General features: G+C 61.3%; 12 protein-coding genes. 5 read left to right on the top strand and 7 right to left on the bottom strand.

The window, feature by feature from the left end; all coding sequences use genetic code 11:
* Positions 1–76: 76 nt before the first annotated feature.
* The 4 genes from ACYZT6_RS17575 to pvdM all read right to left on the bottom strand — a co-directional run bounded on the left by ACYZT6_RS17575 (position 77) and on the right by pvdM (position 6,454).
* Positions 77–2,542 (bottom strand): TonB-dependent siderophore receptor, encoded by a 2,466-nt coding sequence (locus ACYZT6_RS17575; protein ID WP_462027983.1) that lies wholly within the window; start codon positions 2,540–2,542, stop codon positions 77–79.
* Positions 2,543–2,792: 250 nt separating this feature from the next.
* Entirely contained in the window at positions 2,793–3,668 is an 876-nt protein-coding gene (gene pvdO / locus ACYZT6_RS17570) for a dihydropyoverdine dehydrogenase (RefSeq protein WP_462027982.1), read from the bottom strand.
* 126 nt (positions 3,669–3,794) lie between these two features.
* The gene (gene pvdN / locus ACYZT6_RS17565; protein WP_462027981.1) at positions 3,795–5,075 is read right to left on the bottom strand and encodes a pyoverdine-tailoring periplasmic protein PvdN; all 1,281 of its coding nucleotides are present in this window, start codon (positions 5,073–5,075) and stop codon (positions 3,795–3,797) included.
* Between the two features lie 29 nt (positions 5,076–5,104).
* Complete coding sequence (gene pvdM, locus ACYZT6_RS17560; RefSeq protein ID WP_462027980.1) at positions 5,105–6,454, bottom strand: pyoverdine-tailoring dipeptidase-like protein PvdM; 1,350 nt, start codon at positions 6,452–6,454, stop codon at positions 5,105–5,107.
* 252 nt (positions 6,455–6,706) lie between these two features.
* On the opposite strand from pvdM, the gene pvdP reads away from it, so the two are divergent.
* Positions 6,707–8,335 (top strand): pyoverdine maturation tyrosinase PvdP, encoded by a 1,629-nt coding sequence (gene pvdP, locus ACYZT6_RS17555; protein ID WP_462027979.1) that lies wholly within the window; start codon positions 6,707–6,709, stop codon positions 8,333–8,335.
* Positions 8,336–8,449: 114 nt separating this feature from the next.
* On the opposite strand, the gene ACYZT6_RS17550 is transcribed toward pvdP, so the two are convergent.
* The 3 genes from ACYZT6_RS17550 to ACYZT6_RS17540 are packed head-to-tail and all read right to left on the bottom strand — an operon-like array spanning position 8,450 to position 12,998.
* Positions 8,450–9,844: an efflux transporter outer membrane subunit gene (locus ACYZT6_RS17550; protein ID WP_462027978.1), complete on the bottom strand. Its 1,395-nt coding sequence runs from the start codon at positions 9,842–9,844 to the stop codon at positions 8,450–8,452.
* 7 nt (positions 9,845–9,851) lie between these two features.
* Positions 9,852–11,825, bottom strand: coding sequence for a MacB family efflux pump subunit (locus ACYZT6_RS17545; protein ID WP_462027977.1), 1,974 nt, complete (start codon positions 11,823–11,825; stop codon positions 9,852–9,854).
* Positions 11,826–12,998 carry an efflux RND transporter periplasmic adaptor subunit gene (locus ACYZT6_RS17540; protein WP_462027976.1) on the bottom strand — a complete coding sequence of 391 codons (1,173 nt, stop codon included), beginning with the start codon at positions 12,996–12,998 and terminating at the stop codon, positions 11,826–11,828. It abuts the gene before it with no gap.
* 322 nt (positions 12,999–13,320) lie between these two features.
* Here ACYZT6_RS17540 and ACYZT6_RS17535 point away from each other — a divergent pair, with 322 nt between their 5' ends.
* From ACYZT6_RS17535 to ACYZT6_RS17520, 4 genes are all read left to right on the top strand, one after another.
* Positions 13,321–13,803, top strand: coding sequence for a sigma-70 family RNA polymerase sigma factor (locus ACYZT6_RS17535; RefSeq protein WP_131059844.1), 483 nt, complete (start codon positions 13,321–13,323; stop codon positions 13,801–13,803).
* 122 nt (positions 13,804–13,925) lie between these two features.
* Positions 13,926–15,263 carry a lysine N(6)-hydroxylase/L-ornithine N(5)-oxygenase family protein gene (locus ACYZT6_RS17530; RefSeq protein ID WP_462027975.1) on the top strand — a complete coding sequence of 446 codons (1,338 nt, stop codon included), beginning with the start codon at positions 13,926–13,928 and terminating at the stop codon, positions 15,261–15,263.
* Between the two features lie 519 nt (positions 15,264–15,782).
* A complete protein-coding gene (gene mgtA / locus ACYZT6_RS17525) occupies positions 15,783–18,485 on the top strand; it encodes a magnesium-translocating P-type ATPase (protein WP_462027974.1) in 2,703 nt (900 codons plus the stop codon).
* Between the two features lie 101 nt (positions 18,486–18,586).
* On the top strand, positions 18,587–18,997 hold the full coding sequence (locus tag ACYZT6_RS17520) for a response regulator (RefSeq protein ID WP_462027973.1): 411 nt from the start codon (positions 18,587–18,589) through the stop codon (positions 18,995–18,997).
* Positions 18,998–19,053: the final 56 nt, after the last annotated feature.

The raw sequence follows: 19,053 nt of genomic DNA, 5'->3' as shown, positions 1-19,053 counted from the left end.
CAGACTCACCACAAATCTCTGGCCAAAAAAATGCCCGCATCTCACGACACGGGCATTTTTCATTTCAGCTCAAGACTCAGAAGTCATACTTCGCGGTGACCTGCACGTTACGCGGCTCGCCGTAGAACGTGGTATCGAAGTTGCCCAGGCCCGTCAGGTAGTTCTTGTCGAAGACGTTTTTGGCATTGACGGTGAAGCTCAGGTGGTCGTCGAACTGGTAACGGGTCATCAGGTCCACGAGGGTGTAGCCACCTTGCTTGATCTGGGTGTAGTCACCCACGCTGGGGCTGTAGATCTTGCCGTAGAACGCGCTCTGCCAGCTCACGCCGCCACCGACGGTGAACTTGTTCATCACGCCTGGCAGACGGTAAGTGGTGAAGGTGCGCACGACGTGTTCAGGACGGGTGGTGGACAGCGGGAAGCCGAAGATCCGTTGCTCGTCCTGGTCACGGGTGCGGGCGTAGGTGTAGCCGGCGGACAGGTTCCAGCCCTCGGCCAGTTCACCGGCCAGTTCCAGTTCCACGCCCTTGGTGGTTGCACCGTCGATGGCTTTGTAAATGCCTTCGTTGGTGACCGGGTTGGTGCCGATCGATTGGGCGACGTTGTCCTGCTCCATGCGGAAGAACGCCAGGCTGGCGTTCAGCTTGCCTTCGAAGTAAGCCGCTTTCAGACCGGTCTCGTAAGCGTTGCCTTCAACCGGTTCAAGGTTGGAACCGTTGGCGTCCTTGTTGATTTGCGGCTGGTAGATATTGGTGTAGCTGGCGTACGCGGAGTACGTGTCGTTCAGGTCGTAAACCACCCCGGCGTAAGGGGTGACGACACCATGTTCCTTATAGCTGGCGTGGGTGTCGGTCTGGCTGGCGCCCGGGTTGTAGCTGTAGTCTTCGTTGTACTTGAAGGTGCTCAGACGAGTGCCGAGGATAAACGACAGGTCGTCGGTCGGACGCAGACGCGTGGCCAGGTAAACGCCGTTCTGGCTCTGGGTGCGTTCGTATTTGCCGTTCTTCGGGAATTCCTGTTTTGGCAGTTCGCCGTTCCAGTCGTAGATGCTGCCTGGCACTTGGCCGGACGCGCTGGTGTCGTAAGTCGCGCCGGTCTGACGCGAGTGGGACGCCATGACACCGGCGACCAATTCGTGCTCACGACCGCCCAGGCTGAACGGACCGGAGACATTCACGTCTGCGGTGTTCTGCACGCGGTGGCCTTCCCAGCGACCCCAATACATGAACATGCCTTCACCGGTTGCGCGGTTCGGGATACCGCCGCTGGCCGAGGCCAGTTGAGTGTCGTGATCGGTGGTTTTCTGGTCCAGGCTGACTTTGAGTTTCCAGTCATTGGCCAGCGCTTGTTCCAGCGATGCGAAGTAGGTGGTGCTGTCGAAGTCACGACGGCTCCAGTCGGCAGCCGGGTTGAAGTGACGCGGGAACTCGGTACGGCCGCCATCGGCGAAGTACGTCGGGTTACCGGTCCACGACGATCCGCGCGGGGTCGCGCTGGACTTGTCGATGCCGAAGGTCAGCAGGGTGTCGTCGGTCAGGTCGGCTTCGAGGACGCCGTAAAACAGGTCCTTCTTCTGGCTGTAGTGATCCAGGTACGAGTTGGCATCCTGATACGTGGTCACGAAGCGACCGCGGACGTTGCCCGAATCGGTCAGCGAACCGGAAATGTCACCTTCAGCCCGGTATTTGTCCCAGCGGCCGGCGGTGGCGCTGACCGAGGCCTTGAATTCCTTGGTCGGCTTCTTGCGAATCAGGTTGACCGTGGCGGACGGGTCGCCGGTGCCGGTCATCAGGCCGGTAGCGCCCTTGATGACTTCGATGTGGTCCAGGCTGGCCGAGTCGTCGCTGTTGTTCGGGTTTTCACCGTACACACCGTCGTAGAGGGTGTTGACACCATCGTACTGGAAGTTGGTGATGGCCTGGCCACGGGCGGAAAATTCGGTACGGTCGCTGTCGTACTTCTGCGACGTAATGCCGGGGGTGTTGCGCAGTGCGTCGCCGACGCTCTGTGCACCGCGATCGTCCATTTGCTGACGGGTCACCACGGTCACCGATTGCGGCGTTTCGCGAAGGCTCAGCGGCAGCTTGGTCGCAGTGGTGGTGGCACCGGTGGTGTACGAATGGGTGTCTTCAGTGGTCAGGCCCAGGGCCTGACCGGCAATCGTGGTCGCACCCAGTTGCAGGCCCGAACCGCCGCCGGATACCAAGGTGACGCTGTTGCCATTGATCTGGAACGAAATGCCGGTGCCGTTGAGCAGGGCGCTCAGGGCCTCGGACGGCTCCAGCGAACCGGACACTGCACGGGAATCGATACCCGCAACCTGATCTGGGCTGTAGAGGATCTGCAGGTTGGTCTGCATGCCCAGCTCGGTCAGCGCGTTGGAAAGCGGCTGCACGGCAATATTCACTTTTACAGGTGCCGCATTGGCCATCGAGCTCCCCAGCAAGGTGGCCGTCAGCAGGACGCTGGTGAACAGGGTGCGATGCAATGTCGGGCGCTGTACGGCCAACGCGAGAGGTGTGCGGCGTGGTTGAGGTCGCATGACTTGCCTGAGTTCCTGAGAAATGTTGTGCAGAGCTTTTGTTAATAAGAATGATTATTAGACGCGGCGCGAGTAAAAAACCGGAAACAAGCCCGTCATATAAATTTTCGCAGGGCAAAAAGTGAACCCTGTGGGAGCGAGCCTGCTCGCGATGACGGTCCTACATTCAACGTATACGTTGACTGTTACGCCGCCATCGCGAGCAGGCTCGCTCCCACAGGGAATTTTGGTGATGCACGAAAGTGTAGGCTTAGAGATCACGCACGATACGGAACCCCATCCAGTCGCCACGCTCTTGCGGGTACTGGCTGTTGCGGTTGCCGGAGCGGGAGAACACCGGCGCTTCGCCCCAGTCGTTACCACGGATGCGCACCCCTTCGCAGTTGGCTTCTACCCACGCGCTGCCATCTGTGGGGGCGCCAACGTAGTCCGGGTGCTCGCAGTCTTCGACCCACTCGTAGACATTGCCGTGCATGTCGTACATGCCGAACGCGTTGGGTGGATAGCTGCCGACCGGCGAGCTGTAGCTGTAACCGTCCGCCGGGCCGTAAGTGTTGGCGTGTTTGCTGATGCTGTATTCCTTGCCTTCATCGAACGGGAAGGGGAACGGTCCTTTGGTGCCGCCGCGCGCGGCATATTCGCGTTGGGCTTCGCTGACCATGTGGTACGTCTGCCCGGTCTTTTTCGAGAGCCAGGCGACGTAATTTTTCACGTCATCGAAGTTCATGCACACCGCTGGCTGGCGCGGGCCCTGCGGATAACGCGGCTTGCTGGCGACGCACTCGCGACCCGGCCGGGTATCGCCGTTGGCGATGGTCACGCCGCTCTCGCGCATGTAACTGTCCCATTCACCGGCGGTGACCTGGAAACGGCTCATGGCGAACGGCTTGGCGAAGGTCACTTCGTGCATCGGACCTTCGTCGGGCTCGCGACCAACTTCATCGTCCGGCGTGCCCATGGTGAAGGTGCCGGCCGGCAACACGACCATTTCCGGGCAATCGCGGCAGTCCTTGAACACTTTGCCTGGTTGTGGGGCGGCGGCCTGGGCGGCGGTCGGCAGGAGGCCGGCGATGAGGGCGGTCAGGGCGAGTGCCCTGAGCGGCAGGGTTAGTGGGTTGCTGTTCATGAGTTGTCTCAGTCAAAGAAAAAAGCGTGGCGATAACGAAACCTGTAGGAGCCAGGCTTGCCGGCGAAGGCAATCTTGAGGCCGCCTTCGCGGGCAAGCCTCGCTCCTACACAGAAAGCGGTCTGCTCATGCGATCTTGCTCAGCAAGGCCATGAAGCGGTCGATATGGCTCTCGGTGTTGAGCAGGCCGGGCGCGATGCGGATCACTGGGCCGACGTCGCGGTCCACCGAGTCGCAGACCACGCGGTTTTCCATCAACTGGACGGCGACTTTTTCACAGTCGCGGCCCTTGAGCCGGAAGAAGGTAAAACCGGCCGACAGGTCCGGGCTCTTTGGCGTAACCAGTTCGATCTGCGGGTGTTCCAGCAGCCGGTTTTTCGCATAAGTGTTAAGCGCGTGGATGCGCGCTTGCACCTCGGCCTTGCCCAGTTCCAAGTGAAGCTTGAACGCTTCGTCCAGGGCCCAGCGATGTTCAAAGCTGTGGTAGCCGCCCGGCGTCATGGTGGTCGAGAAGGTGGTGGCTTCGGAGAAGGTCGGAATCGTCGGCGTCACATCCTTGAGCTCAGCGGAACGGGCGCAGATGATCCCGGTGCCGCGAGGGCCGAACATCCATTTGTGGGTGCCGGCGATAAAGAAGTCGCAGTGCATGTCGGGGAAATCGAGGTCTTCGACACCGAACCCGTGCACGCCATCGACCACATACAGGATGCGATCCTTTTCCTCGCGGTTGCGATTGTGTTCGTCCACCAATTTGCCGATTTCACCGATCGGCAGTTTCACGCCGCTGCCGGACTGCACCCAGGTCATGCCCAGCACGCGGGTTTCGGGACGGATACCTTTGGCGATCGAGCCCAGCACCTCATCCACCGAAACGTTGTGACTGTTCTCGAACAGCTTGAGCTTGCGCACCTTGACCCCGTCCTTTTGCTGGCGGTAACCCAAGGCGTAGTTCGTGGCGTAGTGTTCATGCTCGCTGGTGAGAATTTCCTGATCCGAGCGCACATGGATGCCGCCGTAGATCAGCGACAGGCCCTCGGTGGTGCTGCCGGTCAGGGCGATTTGCTCAGGCTTAGCCTTGAGGTAACGACCGGCCCAGGCGCGAACTTCTTGCTCGCGTTTTTCGGTTTCGCCCAGGTCCCAGTCCATCGCCAGGCCCGGGTTGCGGTCGAGGTTGGCGCGGTGGCGTTCAATCGCCTCACGCACCGGGCGAGGGTGGGACGTCACCAGAAAGTTGGCGAAGTGCAGGTAGTCCGGATCCTGGTCGAACAATGTGCGCAATTGCGCCCATTTATCCTTGGGCAGCGGCGCAGGATTGGCAGCCAGCGCCGGCAGATTCACGGCAGAACTCAGGGGCAGGCCTGCGGCGAGAATACCGGCCTGCTTGAGGAATGAACGGCGGTTAGTCATGAGCTCGGTTCACTTTTGCAAAGAGGGAATCAGTTTTTCGCCACCGGTCTGGACGACTTCTGCACCTGGTCCCACACCCGCAGGAAATTCCCGCCCCAGAGCTTGGCGATATCGGCCTCGCCGTAGCCGCGGCTGATCAGCTCGGCCGTCACGTTGCGTGCTTCGCTGACATCCTTCCAGCCATCCAGACCGCCGCCGTCGTTGAAGTCGGAACTGATGCCGACGTGGTCGATACCGATTTTCTTCACCGCGTAGTCGATCGCGTCGCCGTAGTCCTTGAGCGTGGCTTTCGGTTCTTCGTCGACGATGGCGTACAGCTGGCTGGCGTACTCGCCGAAACGTTGTTCGGACCAGACGGTGATGATCGGGTCGCCCGGCATCAGCGCCATCTCCAGACCTTGCAACGGTTGCAGGTCGAAGCGTGCGCGCAGGGCGTTGAGTTTGTCCTGAGTGGCCTGGCTCAGCGGGCGGATGTAGGTCGGGAAGCCGACAATCTGCACCACGCCGCCGCTATTCTTGATCAGTTGCATTTCCTGATCGCTGAGGTTGCGCGGGATGTCCACCAACGCACGCGGTGCCGAGTGCGAGGCGACCATCGGCGTGCGGCTCAACTGCGCAACTTGCTCCAGGGCCTTGGTCGACATCTGCGACACATCGATGATCACACCCAGATCGTTGAGGCGATGCACGGCCTGCTTGCCGATCTCTGACAGGCCACCCAGGGCGTCCCGCGAATCATTGAAGAACGGCAGCGGTCGGGACGAATCCGCCCAGGCGTTGTTGCCCACGTAACTGAAACCAAACATGCGCATGCCACGAGCGGCCCACGTGTCCAGGGCGTTCAGGTCGTTGCCCAGCGGATAGGCGTTGAGCATGCTCATAAAGATCGCGAACTTGCCTTCGCCGTGCAGGCGGCGGAAATCATCCGGGGTATAGGCGATGGCGACCTGATTGGGGAAGTCGCGGACCATCGTGCTGATGATTTTGTAGCGGGTTTCCTGCTCGAACCGGGCTTCGTCGACGAAACCGGCGGTTGGCCGATGCGGGGCGTTGGCGCCGTTCCAGATTTCCGGCCAGCCGAAAATCGTCAGGGCCGCGCCGGACAAGCGTCCGCGCCCGGTCTTGACCAGGTCGAATTGCCCGGTGCCGTCCTTATCAGCTTCATTGCCGGCGGTGCCGAAGTCCAGCGGGACGGTGACGTGGCTGTCGAAAGAGAGGAGGCGCTCCTGCAGTTCATCGGCCTGTTTCATCACCTTGACCGGGTAACCGGGATTGTCCTTGAACCAGTAATCCCAGGCGGCAAAGCCTGCCCCGGCACTGATCGCCAGGGCCAGCGGCAGGCCGATGTAAAGAGCCTTTTTCGAACGTGGTTTTGTCATTGCCATCTCAGTCAGGTTCGCCGCCCCGGTGCGGGCGCAGGGGCCTTTGCTATCTGGGAAGAACGAGTGGCCCGGTTGGAAATTTAGTGGGGCTGATGACCCCATCGCCAGCAGGCTGGCTCCCACAGGGGATTTGTGAACGACACAGATCACCTGTGGGAGCCAGCCTGCTGGCGATGCTTTTAAATTTTTGGAGGCAACAAACGTTCTAGCTTGGATAAAGCCTGCTTCATGGCTGACACAGGTAGGGCAATGACGATTTCTCGACGATGGTTCATGGCAGGCCTGGCGCTGACCGGCGCCGCCGTGCCTGCGGCTTTTTATGGGCATCGCGAATGGACGAAACCGGATCCGACGATCACCCCCGGCGAAGCTTCATTCGATGTGGCGGATGTCGCCGGCCAGCATTTGGCGAACACCTTGCGCGGTGTCTGGCAGATCCGTTTCGAAGGCCGTGACGCCGGTATCGAAGGCCTGCCACGGGACGGGCTGGAACTGTTTCTCGACGTCGGCCACAAAGGTCGCGGCTTGATCGGGTTCCTCGACACCGCCCAACGTTTGCGTTCCAGCGATGAACCGCGCTACCGCGTGTTGGGTGATCTGGCTGAAGCCAAGCCGGCGCAATTGAGCTGGCGGCTGGTCGGTGCCAACGCCGCCAACGGCACGCCGGATTACGAATTCAGCATGGCGCTGGACGAAGTCTGGGCCGGTTTCGGCAATGCCGGCAGCGGCACGCTCAGTGGCCGGGTGTTGAACCTCGATCGCCCGCTGATGATGACCGCGCAGGACAATCGTTTCATCGCCGTGAAACGGGTTTTCCCCGAGGCCCGCGAACGCGCTGGTCTCAACGCACCGCTGCTGGCCTGGCTGATTTCCGCCGAGCATCGGTTGTTTCACCAGCTCTGGCATGCCTCGCGGGACAAGTGGCACACCCTGTCCGAAGACAAGCGCAACGCCCTGCGTGGCATTGGCTGGCAGCCCGGCCCGCGGGACAAGGAGCGCGATGCCCGTGGCGCGCGCAAGGATCGCAATGGCTCGGGCGTGGACTTTTTCTTCATGCACCGGCACATGCTCGGCACGGCGCGGTCGATGCAGGATTTGCCGTCATGGCAGCACTTTCCGTTGCCGCAGCCGGAGCTGGCCCGCGATCGCATCGGCTTCGCCAATTACTGTGACAACCACGACGGCACCGCGCTGCCGCCGACCTGGCAGGCCGACGACGATGCCGAGTACTCGCAATGGGTCAGCGACATCAAGACCGCCGAGACTTACCACAGCAACTTCCAGGTCTGGGAGTCGCGCTACCGTGATCCGCGTTTTCTGTCGAAACTCACCTTGGGGCAGTTCGGTTCGGAGGTTGAACTGGGGCTGCATGACTGGCTGCACATGCGCTGGGCCTCGGTGCCGCGTGATCCGTCCAATGGCCAGCCGGTGCCGTTCGCCCGGGATCCGGCAGACTTCTCCGCGCGCTGGTATGCGCCGGAAAACGACTTCCTCGGCGACCCGTTTTCCTCCCATGTGAGCCCGGTGTTCTGGCATTTCCACGGCTGGATCGATGATCGCCTGGAAGACTGGTTCCGTGCGCACGAGCGCTTTCATCCGGGGGAGGTCAGTCGGCTGGAGGTCAACGGCGTGGCGTGGTTTGCGCCGGGGCGTTGGGTTGAGGTTAATGATCCGTGGCTTGGGCCGAGCACCCATGGGTGCAGCACGACGCCCGGGTTACAGGCCGGAAAGTCGGTTGAGATGGACCCGGAAACCATGAAACTGGCGCTGCGCATCACCTTCGGCGAAGACCAGAAGAAACTGGCGGACCTGTTCCGCAAAGTGCCGCAGCGGCCTTGGTATGCGCGGCATTTGAAGGCCAAGCCGATCGTCTCTTAAGCAGGTGAGACCGCGTTATCGTTCTTCGCGGGCAAGCCTCGCTCCTACAAGGGCGTCATTTATCCCTGTAGGAGCGAGGCTTGCCCGCGAAGAGGCCCTCAATAACAGAGCAAATCACAGAACCTGCCACCCGCCGCCCAACGCCTTGTACAGCGCAATACTCGCCTGCAACCGCGACAACCGCAGTTGCACGTTCAAATCCTGCGCCGCATACAACGTGCGCTGGGTTTCCAGCACCGTCAGCAAATCCGCGGCTCCGGCCTGATAACGGCTTTGCGCGATATTGAATGCGGTCTGCGCCTGGTTCAGTTCCTCGCTTTGCCACTGGCGCTGTGCATCCAGCCCACGAATGCTGTTGAGGGCTTTTTCCACATCGGCGAAGCCATTGATGATCGCCCCGCGATACGTCTCCAGCAGTTCTTCCTGGCGGGCCGTGGCTTTATCGCGCTGGGCGCTCAAACGACCGTTATTGAACACCGGCGCAAGCAATCCGGCGGTGAGGTTGTAGAAAGGATTGCGCAGCATGTCGGCCGCACGATCCGCGCCCGATCCGAGTTCCGCGCTCAACATGACCTTCGGCAACATCGCAGCGCGGGCGACGGTGACGTCGGCCTGTGCGGCGGCGAGCTGCGCTTCGGCGCGGGCAATGTCCGGGCGACGGGTGAGCAGTTCGCTGGGCGCGCCGGCATCGATAGTCGGCCATGACAGTTGCTCAAAGCGCTCCTGACCCAGCGCCAGTTCCTGAACCGGTCGGCCGAGCAGGGCGGCCAGACCGATCAAAGCGTCCTGCGCCTGTTGCTGCACCAGCGGCAATTGCCGTTGTTGCGCCGCCACCAGGCTCTTCTGCTGCGCCAGTTCCAGCGCCGTCGCAGAGCCTGAATCGAATCGCGTCTGCACCAGTTTCAACACGCTCTGTGCGTTCGCCAGATTCAGCTCGGCGATGCGACTTTGCTCACGCAGCGACAAGGTCTGCGCGTAGGTATTCGCAACGCCGCTAAGCAGCGTCAACTCCACAGTCGCCTGATCGAACTCGCTCGCCTGCAAACCGAATTGCGCGCGTTCACGGGAGGCCCGCTGACCGCCCCAGAAATCGATTTCGTAACTGGCGCTGAGGCTGGCGTTGAAGTAATCGACGGCCTTGTTATCGCTGTCGGCATCGAGTTGGCTGTAGCCGTTGCCGCGCAGCAGTTTTTGCCGATTGGCGTTCAGGGCACCCTTGACTTCGGGTAGCAGCGAACTGCCGGCAACCACCGTTTCGGCCTGCGCCTGGCGCACCCGCGCAATGGCGGCGGCCAGGTCGTAACTGCCGACCCGCGCCTGTTCGATCAGTTGATCCAGCTGCGGGCTGCCGAACTGCGTCCACCATTGCAGGTTGCTGCGGGTAGCGCTTTGCGTGTGCGGCGATTGCCAGGAGGAGGGCGGCGCAATGCCGCTGTCCGGGCGCTGGGCGGGGGTGCCGCAGGCGCCGAGCAACAGGCAGAGGGTCAGTAAACTCAGTTGCGGCTTCATGGAGAGATCATTCACTGGTAAGGGCCGTGACCGGGTCGAGTCGGGCAGCTTTGCGGGCCGGCATGAAGCCGAAGACAACACCGGTGACCAGGGCGCAGCCGAAGGCGCCGAGCACCGCTATCAACGAGAACGCGACGGCGACTTCGCTGAGGATCAGCACGCCGCCGACGATCAGCGCCAGGGCGATCCCGGCGAGGCCGCCGACCACCGAGAGCATCACCGCTTCCGTCAGAAACTGCCGGAGGATGTCGCGCTGACGGGCGCCGGTGGCCATGCGGATGCCGATCTCCCGCGTCCGCTCGCGCACGGTCATCAGCATGATGTTCATCACGCCGATGCCGCCCACCAGCAGCGAAATCGCGGCAATCGAGCCCAGCATCAGCGACAGGGTGTTTTGCGTGCGCGCTTCGGCCTGGATCATCGCGGCGTTGTTGGTCAGTTCGAAATCCTTCTTTCCGTTGTGCAGGCGCAGCATCAATTGCTCGATGGCTATTTCGGTCTCCTTGACCTTGCGGGCGTCGGCGGCGGCGATGGCCACGTACTCGGGATTGTGGGTGCCGAATAGCCGCACACTCGCGGCGGAATACGGGATGGCGATGCGGTCGTCGCTGTCGGAGTCGCCGGAGCTGGCGCCTTTTTCCGCAAGCACGCCGACCACCTGGAAGGGTACGTTCTCGATCAGGATGTATTGGCCGATCGGGTTGGCCACGTCCTTGAGCAACTTGGTCCGCACCTTGTGGCCGATCACTGCCACCGCTGCGGCGTTGCGTTCATCGTCCTGGGTGAAATAGCTGCCTTGCACCACCGGCCAGTTGAAGATGGCCGGGAAGTTGGTGTCGTTGCCGCCGACGTAGCTCAAGTGGTCGAGGTTGCCGAAGCGCACCCCGGCTTCCTGGCCGTTGACTGGCATGATCCGCGTCACTTGCGGCAGGCTTCCCACCGCCGCGACATCATCCAGGGTGACGATACCCAACGGCGTTCGCGGGTTCGGTGATGAGCCGCCGAGGTAAATAATGTTTGAGCCAAAGGCGCCCATCTGCGCCATCACCTGACGCTTGCTGCCTTCGCCGACGGCCAGCATCACCACCACCGACGCCACGCCGATGATGATGCCGAGCAGCGTCAGTGCCGTGCGAAAGCGGTTGATCCACATCACCCGCCACGCCGCTTGTACCGCGTCGATCAGCTCGCCTTTCCACGCACCAGTGGCTTCAGCGCCCTCGGTCAGGCGCTTGCGCAGATCCACCGCTTGCAGCGCCCCGGGGTTGGCTGAGGTTTGCGCTTCAGGGTTGTCGTGGGCGCTGTCGCTGATGATCAGCCCGTCGCGGATTTCGATGATGCGTTTGGCCCGGGCCGCCACTTCGCGGTCGTGGGTGATGAGGATCACCACGTGGCCCTGGCTCGCCAGTTCGTCGAGCAGGGTCATGACCTCGGCGCCGCTGTGGCTGTCGAGGGCGCCGGTGGGTTCGTCGGCGAGGATGATGTGGCCGCCGTTCATCAAGGCGCGGGCAATCGATACCCGTTGTTGCTGGCCACCGGAGAGTTGATGCGGACGGTTGCCGGTGCGCGAGGCCAGACCGAGGCGGTCGAGCAGGGCGGCGGCGCGGGCGTGGCGCTCGGTCGCCGGCAAGCCTGCATAGATCGCCGGCATTTCGACGTTTTCCTGGGCCGAGCCGGACGGGATCAGGTGATAACCCTGGAACACAAAACCAAAGGCTTCGCGGCGCAGCCAGGCCAGCTCGTCGCTGTCGAGGGCGGCGACGTTTTGCCCGGCGAAGCGGTATTCGCCCGACGTGGGGCGGTCGAGGCAACCGAGGATGTTCATCAGCGTCGATTTGCCGGAACCGGAGGCACCGACAATCGCCACGAATTCCCCGGCATGGATCGACAAGTCGATGCCGCGCAACACGTGAACTTCCGGTGAGTCGCCGCCGCCGTAGGCTTTGCGAATGTCCTGCAGGTCGATCAGAGGCGTCTGCATTCAGCCGCCACTCCCGTCGGCGGGGCCGATCAGCAGGTGATCGCCTTCTTGCAAACCGTCGAGGATCTGTACCCGCAGACGATCGCTGATGCCGGTGCGTACATCGCGTTGCTGGATGCTGCCGTTTTTACCGACGACCTGGGCAATTTGCCTATTCGCTTCAGTGCCGGCCTGCAACGCCGCGATAGGTGCGGTCAGGGTGTTTTTCGCCTGATCCGAAACGAAGAATACCTGGGTGGTCATTTCCGCCATCAACGCGTTGTCGGCGTTATCGACGTCGAGCAACACCGTATACAGCACCACGCGCGCGCTGCCGCTTTTGCTCGAACTGGCCGGGCTGCCGCCGCCCTGGCTGGTCTGGTCCAGCGGCTTGGGCGGCACCGGCAGAATTTGCCGCACGGTGCTGCTCCAGCGCCGGTTGCCGCCGCTGAGGGTGGTGAACCAAGCGGTCATGCCGGGTTTGACGTGGCCGATGTCGGCTTCCGAGACTTCGGCCCACACCGTCATCGGCGACAACTTGGCGATGCGCAAAATCAAGGGTGTTTGCTGCTGGGCGTTGAGGGTCTGGCCGACCCGGGCGTCGAGTGCAACCACGGTGCCGGCCATCGGTGCGTAAATCCGCGTGTAGCCAAGTTCGGCCTGATCGCTGCGCAGGCTGGCCTGGGCCTGACGGATCTGCGCCTGAAACATGTCGATGCGCGCCTGGGTGGCGCGCAATTCAGCCTGGGCAGTTTGCACGTCTTCTTCGCGAGTCGCGCCGCCGGCCTTGAGGTTCTGCTGGCGCTGGAATTTCTGCCGCGCCAGTTCGTGCTGGGCCCGCTGTTCCTGAAGCTGCGCCTTGAGGTTCTCGATGGAGAACCGGCCGGCGTCGAGTTTGGCTTGCTGGGTGGACGGATCTATCTCCACCAGCAGCTGGCCTTCCTTGACCACGTCGCCGACTTCCACGTGAATCTTCTGGATCTGCCCGGATGCCTGGGCGCCGACGTCGACATAGCGTCGAGGTTGCAGGGTGCCCAACGCGGTGACGCTGCTTTCAATGTCGCCACGGCTGACTTGCACGGTGGCGAATTTGTCCCGCCCAGGCGGGATCACTTGCCAGGCGGCGATGGCGATAACAGGTATCAGACAAAGTGCTACAAGCAGGGCGCGTCGGGTCTGTCGGGGACGTTTCATGCAGGGTTCCGGCCAATGGATATCGGCCCGTCGTTCAACCTGCGCACATAAACCGGCGACAGCCGAACGCTGTCGGGGAGCCGACAGACACGGGGAGCTGTCCTGTAAACGAGGAATGTGCCGGGGAATTTAGGTGCAGACACATAGGGTTACAGGTGTAGCACAAGACTATTTATCAGGTAAGTCAAACCAGCACTTTAAATCTATATGAGAATTACTATAAATTACGCGGCTCGAACTGCCACCATCTTGCCATTGCCTATTTCGGCGGTCGCCGAAGTGGCTCAAGGACAGAAAACCGCACTCTGTGCGGCCGGGAGTCATGTTGGAAAACTACTATCGCGAGCTGGTGTGTTTCCTGAACGCCAAGCTAGGTAACCGTCAGGTGGCCGAAGATGTGGTGCATGACGCTTATCTGCGGGTATTGGAGCGTTCCAGTGACACGCCGATCGAGCAGCCCCGGGCGTTCCTTTATCGCACCGCCCTGAACCTGGTGATCGACGATCATCGGCGCAATGCCTTGCGCCAGGTCGAGTCGCTGGACGTGCTCGACAACGAAGAGCGCTACTTCACGCCATCGCCGCACAACTGCCTCGATCACGGCCAGCGCCTGGAGATGCTCCAGCGTGCCTTGGCGGAATTGCCACGGCTGTGTCGCGAAAGTTTTCTGCTGCGCAAGATCGATGGCCTGTCGCACCCGGAAATTGCTGAACAACTCGGCATCTCGCGTGCGCTGGTGGAGAAGCACATCGTCAATGCCATGAAACATTGCCGCGTGCGGATGCGGCAGTGGGACGCCCATTGATCCCTTCTCGCTAAATTTTTTTTCATTGTCCTCGTTCCTACTCAACAGACGACCTGCTGTCCTGCATCAGGTCACTTAGGCTTATTCCCCTTGTTGAGGGGTTCATCCAGAGGACACTGGAAATGACACAGGCAATTGCATCGCCCATCGTTCACGACCTGATCGGCGTCGGTTTCGGCCCTTCGAACCTGGCGCTGGCCATCGCTCTGCAAGAGCGCGGGCCGAACCAGGGCGAACTGGATGTACTGTTTCTCGACAAGCAGCCCAACTACAGCTGGCACGGCAATACCCTATCGACGCAGAGCGAGCTGCAGATTTCCTTCCTCAAAGACCTGGTGACCCTGCGCAATCCGACCAGCCCGTATTCGTTCGTCAACTACCTCAAGCATCACGGCCGCCTGGTGGACTTCATCAACCTCGGTACGTTCTATCCGTGCCGCATGGAGTACAACGACTACCTGCGCTGGGTCGCCGGCCAGTTTGAAGCGCAGAGCCGCTACGGCGAAGAAGTGCTGACCATCGAGCCGGTGCTGCACAATCAACAGGTCGAGGCGCTGCGGGTGATCTCTCGCGACTCCACGGGGCATCAACACGTGCGCACCACTCGCTCAGTGGTGGTCAGCACCGGCGGTACGCCGCGCATTCCCGAAGCGTTCAAGGCGCTGAAGGATGACGGCCGCGTGTTCCACCACTCCCAGTACCTGGCGCAGATGGCCAGGCAGCCGTGCGTGAACAATCAACCGATGAGCATCGCGATCATCGGCGGCGGCCAGAGCGCGGCGGAAGCCTTCATCGATTTGAACGACAGCTTCCCGTCGGTGCAGGTGGACATGATTCTGCGTGGCTCGGCGCTGAAGCCTGCGGATGACAGCCCGTTCGTCAACGAAGTGTTCTCGCCGGAGTTCACCGACCTGGTGTTCCAGCAGTCGAGCAGCGAGCGCGAGCGTCTGGTCAACGAGTACCACAACACCAACTATTCGGTGGTGGACATCGACCTGATCGAACGCATCTACGGCATCTTCTATCGCCAGAAAGTCTCGGGCATCGCGCGTCATGCCTTCCGTACCCTGACTACCGTTGAAAAAGCCACCGCCACCGAGCGCGGCATCGAGCTGGCGGTGCGCAACAATGCCACCGGGGAAGTGACGATTCATCTCTACGATGCCGTGGTCCTGGCCACCGGTTACGAACGCCAGATGCACCGCAAACTGCTCGCGCCGCTGGAGCAATACCTGGGTGATTTCGAAGTGGATCGCAACTACAAACTGATCACCGACGAGCGCTGCAAGGCCGGCATTTACATGCAGGGCTTCTGCCAGGCGAGCCATGGTTTGAGCGACACGCTGTTGTCGATCCTGCCGATTCGGGCGGATGAGATAGCCGGGTCGTTGTATGACCATGGCAAGAACCGCGGGCATAGCCGGTCGGTGGTGGATTTGTTGCTAGCGACTGCCAGCTAAATTTTCGGCGCCTGTCAGGCCGCCATCGCGAGCAGGCTCGCTCCCACATTTGACCTCTGTCTTACACTGAATCTGTGTTCACTAGAGATCCCTGTGGGAGCGGGCTTGCCCGCGAAGGGGCCATTGAAAGCACCACAAACTATCAATCCTGAACCCTTCCTGAAGAACCCCGCAATTCCCCCACCACCCACCGTTCCTTCGTTTACTCTTCAGAAATCGGGGCGTAAGCTTCGCGCGTTTTCATCAATAGCGGAGACCCTCAGTGGGTACTTGTTCGAGTGACAGTAGTCGGCCGGTTTCGATAACCGGCACCTTCCCGGCAAGATAACGCGCAGCCTGTTGTGCCGTTGTCTCGCCGAAAAGCGAGCAGCGGAATCCCGATCGCGGCCAGCCCTGGCCGTGTCTCGACATCCCTCTCATCGACGCTTGACCGTGTGTGATGTTCGACGTGCCTGTCGTCATCGCAGCGACTCGACACGCCTGCTCGAAGGTCTCCCGGCTGACCCTGGGGGCAACGCCATGAACCTTACCCTGCTCAAGGAATTCTTCGCCGGATTCCTGCGCACCCGTCACATCGGCCGGCACTTTCGCCGACTGGCGCTGCTGGAAAGCTTTACCGACACCACGGTCAGCCGCGAAGTGCCGCCGACGCTGGCGCAAACCCTGGTCACTGCCGCCAACAGCGACACCGGCGCCTTGCTGAAAAAACTCGGCAGCCACACCGACGGCTTGAGTGAACAGGAATCCGACACCCTGCGCGGGCAATTCGGACTCAACGAAGTCGAGCACGAACAGCCATTGCCGTGGTGGACTCACCTGTGGCACTGCTACAAAAACCCGTTCAACCTGCTGCTGACCTTGCTCGCGGTGATCTCCTGGCTGACTGAGGACATGAAAGCCGCCATCGTGATTTTCTCGATGGTGGTGCTCTCGACCTTGCTGCGCTTCTGGCAGGAAAGCAAATCCAACCAGGCCGCCGACGCGCTCAAGGCGATGGTCAGCAACACCGCCACGGTGCTGCGCCGGGAGGCGCCGCGTACCGAGTTGCCAATCAAGCAATTGGTGCCGGGCGACCTGATCGTGCTCTCGGCCGGTGACATGATCCCTGCCGATTGCCGGGTGCTCAGCGCCAAGGACCTGTTCGTCAGCCAGGCCGCGATGACCGGCGAATCGATGCCGGTGGAAAAATTCCCGCGCCAGCAGAACAGCGATACGCGCAATCCGCTGGACCTCGAGAACATCCTGTTCATGGGCACCAACGTGGTGTCCGGCACGGCGACGGCGGTGATTCTCACCACCGGCAACAACACCTATTTTGGCGCCCTGGCCCAGCGGGTCGGCGCCACCGACCGCGCACCGACCTCGTTCCAGACCGGGGTCAATAAAGTCAGCTGGCTGTTGATCCGCTTCATGTTCGTCATGGCGCCGCTGGTGCTGTTCATCAACGGTTTCACCAAAGGCGACTGGACCCAGGCGCTGCTGTTCGCGTTGTCGATTGCCGTGGGCCTGACCCCGGAAATGCTGCCGATGATCGTCACCTCGACCCTGGCCAAAGGCGCGGTGTTCCTGTCGCGTAAAAAAGTCATCGTCAAACGCCTCGATGCGATCCAGAACTTCGGCGCCATGGACGTGCTGTGCACCGACAAGACCGGCACCCTGACCCAGGACAAAATCTTCCTCGCGCGCAATGTCGACGTCTGGGGCAATGACTCCGACGACGTGCTGGAAATGGCCTACCTCAACAGCTACTACCAGACCGGCCTGAAAAACCTGCTGGACGTGGCGGTGCTGGAACACGTGGAAATTCACCGTGAACTGAAGGTCGGCACGGCGTTTCGCAAGGTCGATGAAATTCCGTTCGACTTCACCCGCCGACGCATGTCGGTGGTGGTTGCCCGACACGAGCAGCCGCATCTGCTGATTTGCAAAGGCGCGGTGGAGGAGGTGCTGGCGGTCTGCACGCGCGTGCGTCACGGCGTGGTTGACGAAGCACTGAGCGATGAATTGCTGGCGCGGATTCGCCAGGTCACGGCCGCCTTCAATGCCGAAGGCCTGCGGGTGGTCGCCGTCGCCGCACGCCCCATGATCGAAGGCCGGGACACCTACAGCCTGGCGGATGAACAGGAACTGACGCTGATCGGCTATGTCGCCTTCCTCGATCCACCGAAAGAAAGCACCGCCCCGGCCCTGAAGGCGCTTGCCGCTCACGGCGTCGCGGTGAAAGTGCTGACAGGCGATAACGAACTGGTGACCGCGAAGATCTGCCGCGAGGTTGGCCTGGAGCAACAAGGCCTGCTGATGGGCAACGACATCGAGCGCATGAGCGATGCGCAACTGGCGGTCGCGGTCGAGACCACTAACGTCTTCGCCAAGCTCACGCCGTCGCACAAGGAGCGCATCGTGCGCTTGCTCAAAGGCAACGGCCACGTGGTCGGATTCATGGGTGACGGCATCAACGACGCCCCCGCGCTGCGCACCGCCGACATCGGTATTTCGGTGGACAGCGCGGTGGACATCGCCAAGGAAGCGGCCGACATCATCCTTCTGGAAAAGAGCCTGATGGTGCTGGAGGAGGGTGTGCTGGAAGGGCGCCGAACCTTCGCCAACATGCTCAAGTACATCAAAATGACCGCCAGTTCGAACTTCGGCAACGTCTTCTCGGTGCTGGTGGCCAGCGCATTCATCCCGTTCCTGCCGATGCTGCCGATGCACCTGTTGGTGCAGAACCTGCTCTACGACATTTCGCAGATCGCCATCCCGTTCGATAACGTCGATGCAGAAATGCTCAGCAAGCCGCAGCGTTGGCAGCCAGCGGATGTCGGGCGTTTCATGCTGTTTTTCGGCCCGATCAGTTCGATCTTCGACATCACCACGTTTGCCCTGATGTGGTACGTGTTCGACGCCAACACCCCGGACCATCAAACCCTGTTCCAGTCCGGCTGGTTCGTGGTCGGGCTGCTGACCCAGACGTTGATCGTGCACATGATCCGCACACCGAAAATCCCGTTCCTGCAAAGCCGCGCGGCGATGCCGTTGATGGTCATGACCGGGATCATCATGGCGGTCGGGATCTTCCTGCCGATGGGGCCGTTGGCGCACTACTTCAAATTGCAGGCGCTGCCGTCGCTGTATTTCGTGTTCTTGCCGGTGATTCTGCTGGCGTACATGGGGCTGACTCAAGCGGTGAAGGGGTTCTACATTCGGCGGTTCGGATGGCAGTAATTGACGGAATCTGCAGTCATTTAGGAAAAGTCCTACAGAAACCTCTGCGCGCCTCCCGTAGCCTCGCCGCATCAAATCAGTCATTCACCCAAGAGGCTCTGATGCCGAATAAAGCCTTACGTATCCTGATCGCCGATGAGCAGCACTTCCACCGGATGATCATCGAACGGCTGTTCAATCAACTTGACTATTACCGGGTGGCACCGGTGAACGATGTTGCGTCAATGCTGACCCTGATCGAGTACGGTTGCGAGCCGTTCGACCTGGTGGTGGTCAATGCCGCGCTGGCGGCGGGCGAACTGGATTTGCTCAGGTACTTCCTCGATAACCGGCAGGTTCACCACGCGCTGATTTTCGACGGCCAACGGGCGCAGTTGCCACCGGTCCCGGCCAGCGAGCAACAGAAGATTCAGGTGAGCCACGCGGCGCTGCCCGATGTGCTGTGCATTCAGCGGTTGATGACGATCATTGATCCATCGCAGAGGGAGCGCGATCAGCGGTACGCCGGGTGAGAGCGGTATACCGTTCGTCTGAACTGTCATTTCTTACAGGTAGATTCTGCCTTTCC

This window comes from Pseudomonas sp. RT6P73, assembly GCF_054897715.1.
This window is presented reverse-complemented; position numbering and strand designations above follow the sequence as displayed.

Coding starts and splice junctions, on each gene's coding strand:
- pvdO (WP_462027982.1), bottom strand. CDS start 3,668: ATGAACAGCAACCCACTAACCCTGCCGCTCAGGGCACTCGCCCTGACC.
- pvdP (WP_462027979.1), top strand. CDS start 6,707: ATGACGATTTCTCGACGATGGTTCATGGCAGGCCTGGCGCTGACCGGC.
- ACYZT6_RS17575 (WP_462027983.1), bottom strand. CDS start 2,542: ATGCGACCTCAACCACGCCGCACACCTCTCGCGTTGGCCGTACAGCGC.
- mgtA (WP_462027974.1), top strand. CDS start 15,783: ATGAACCTTACCCTGCTCAAGGAATTCTTCGCCGGATTCCTGCGCACC.
- ACYZT6_RS17530 (WP_462027975.1), top strand. CDS start 13,926: ATGACACAGGCAATTGCATCGCCCATCGTTCACGACCTGATCGGCGTC.
- ACYZT6_RS17550 (WP_462027978.1), bottom strand. CDS start 9,844: ATGAAGCCGCAACTGAGTTTACTGACCCTCTGCCTGTTGCTCGGCGCC.
- pvdN (WP_462027981.1), bottom strand. CDS start 5,075: ATGACTAACCGCCGTTCATTCCTCAAGCAGGCCGGTATTCTCGCCGCA.
- ACYZT6_RS17520 (WP_462027973.1), top strand. CDS start 18,587: ATGCCGAATAAAGCCTTACGTATCCTGATCGCCGATGAGCAGCACTTC.
- pvdM (WP_462027980.1), bottom strand. CDS start 6,454: ATGACAAAACCACGTTCGAAAAAGGCTCTTTACATCGGCCTGCCGCTG.
- ACYZT6_RS17535 (WP_131059844.1), top strand. CDS start 13,321: ATGTTGGAAAACTACTATCGCGAGCTGGTGTGTTTCCTGAACGCCAAG.
- ACYZT6_RS17540 (WP_462027976.1), bottom strand. CDS start 12,998: ATGAAACGTCCCCGACAGACCCGACGCGCCCTGCTTGTAGCACTTTGT.
- ACYZT6_RS17545 (WP_462027977.1), bottom strand. CDS start 11,825: ATGCAGACGCCTCTGATCGACCTGCAGGACATTCGCAAAGCCTACGGC.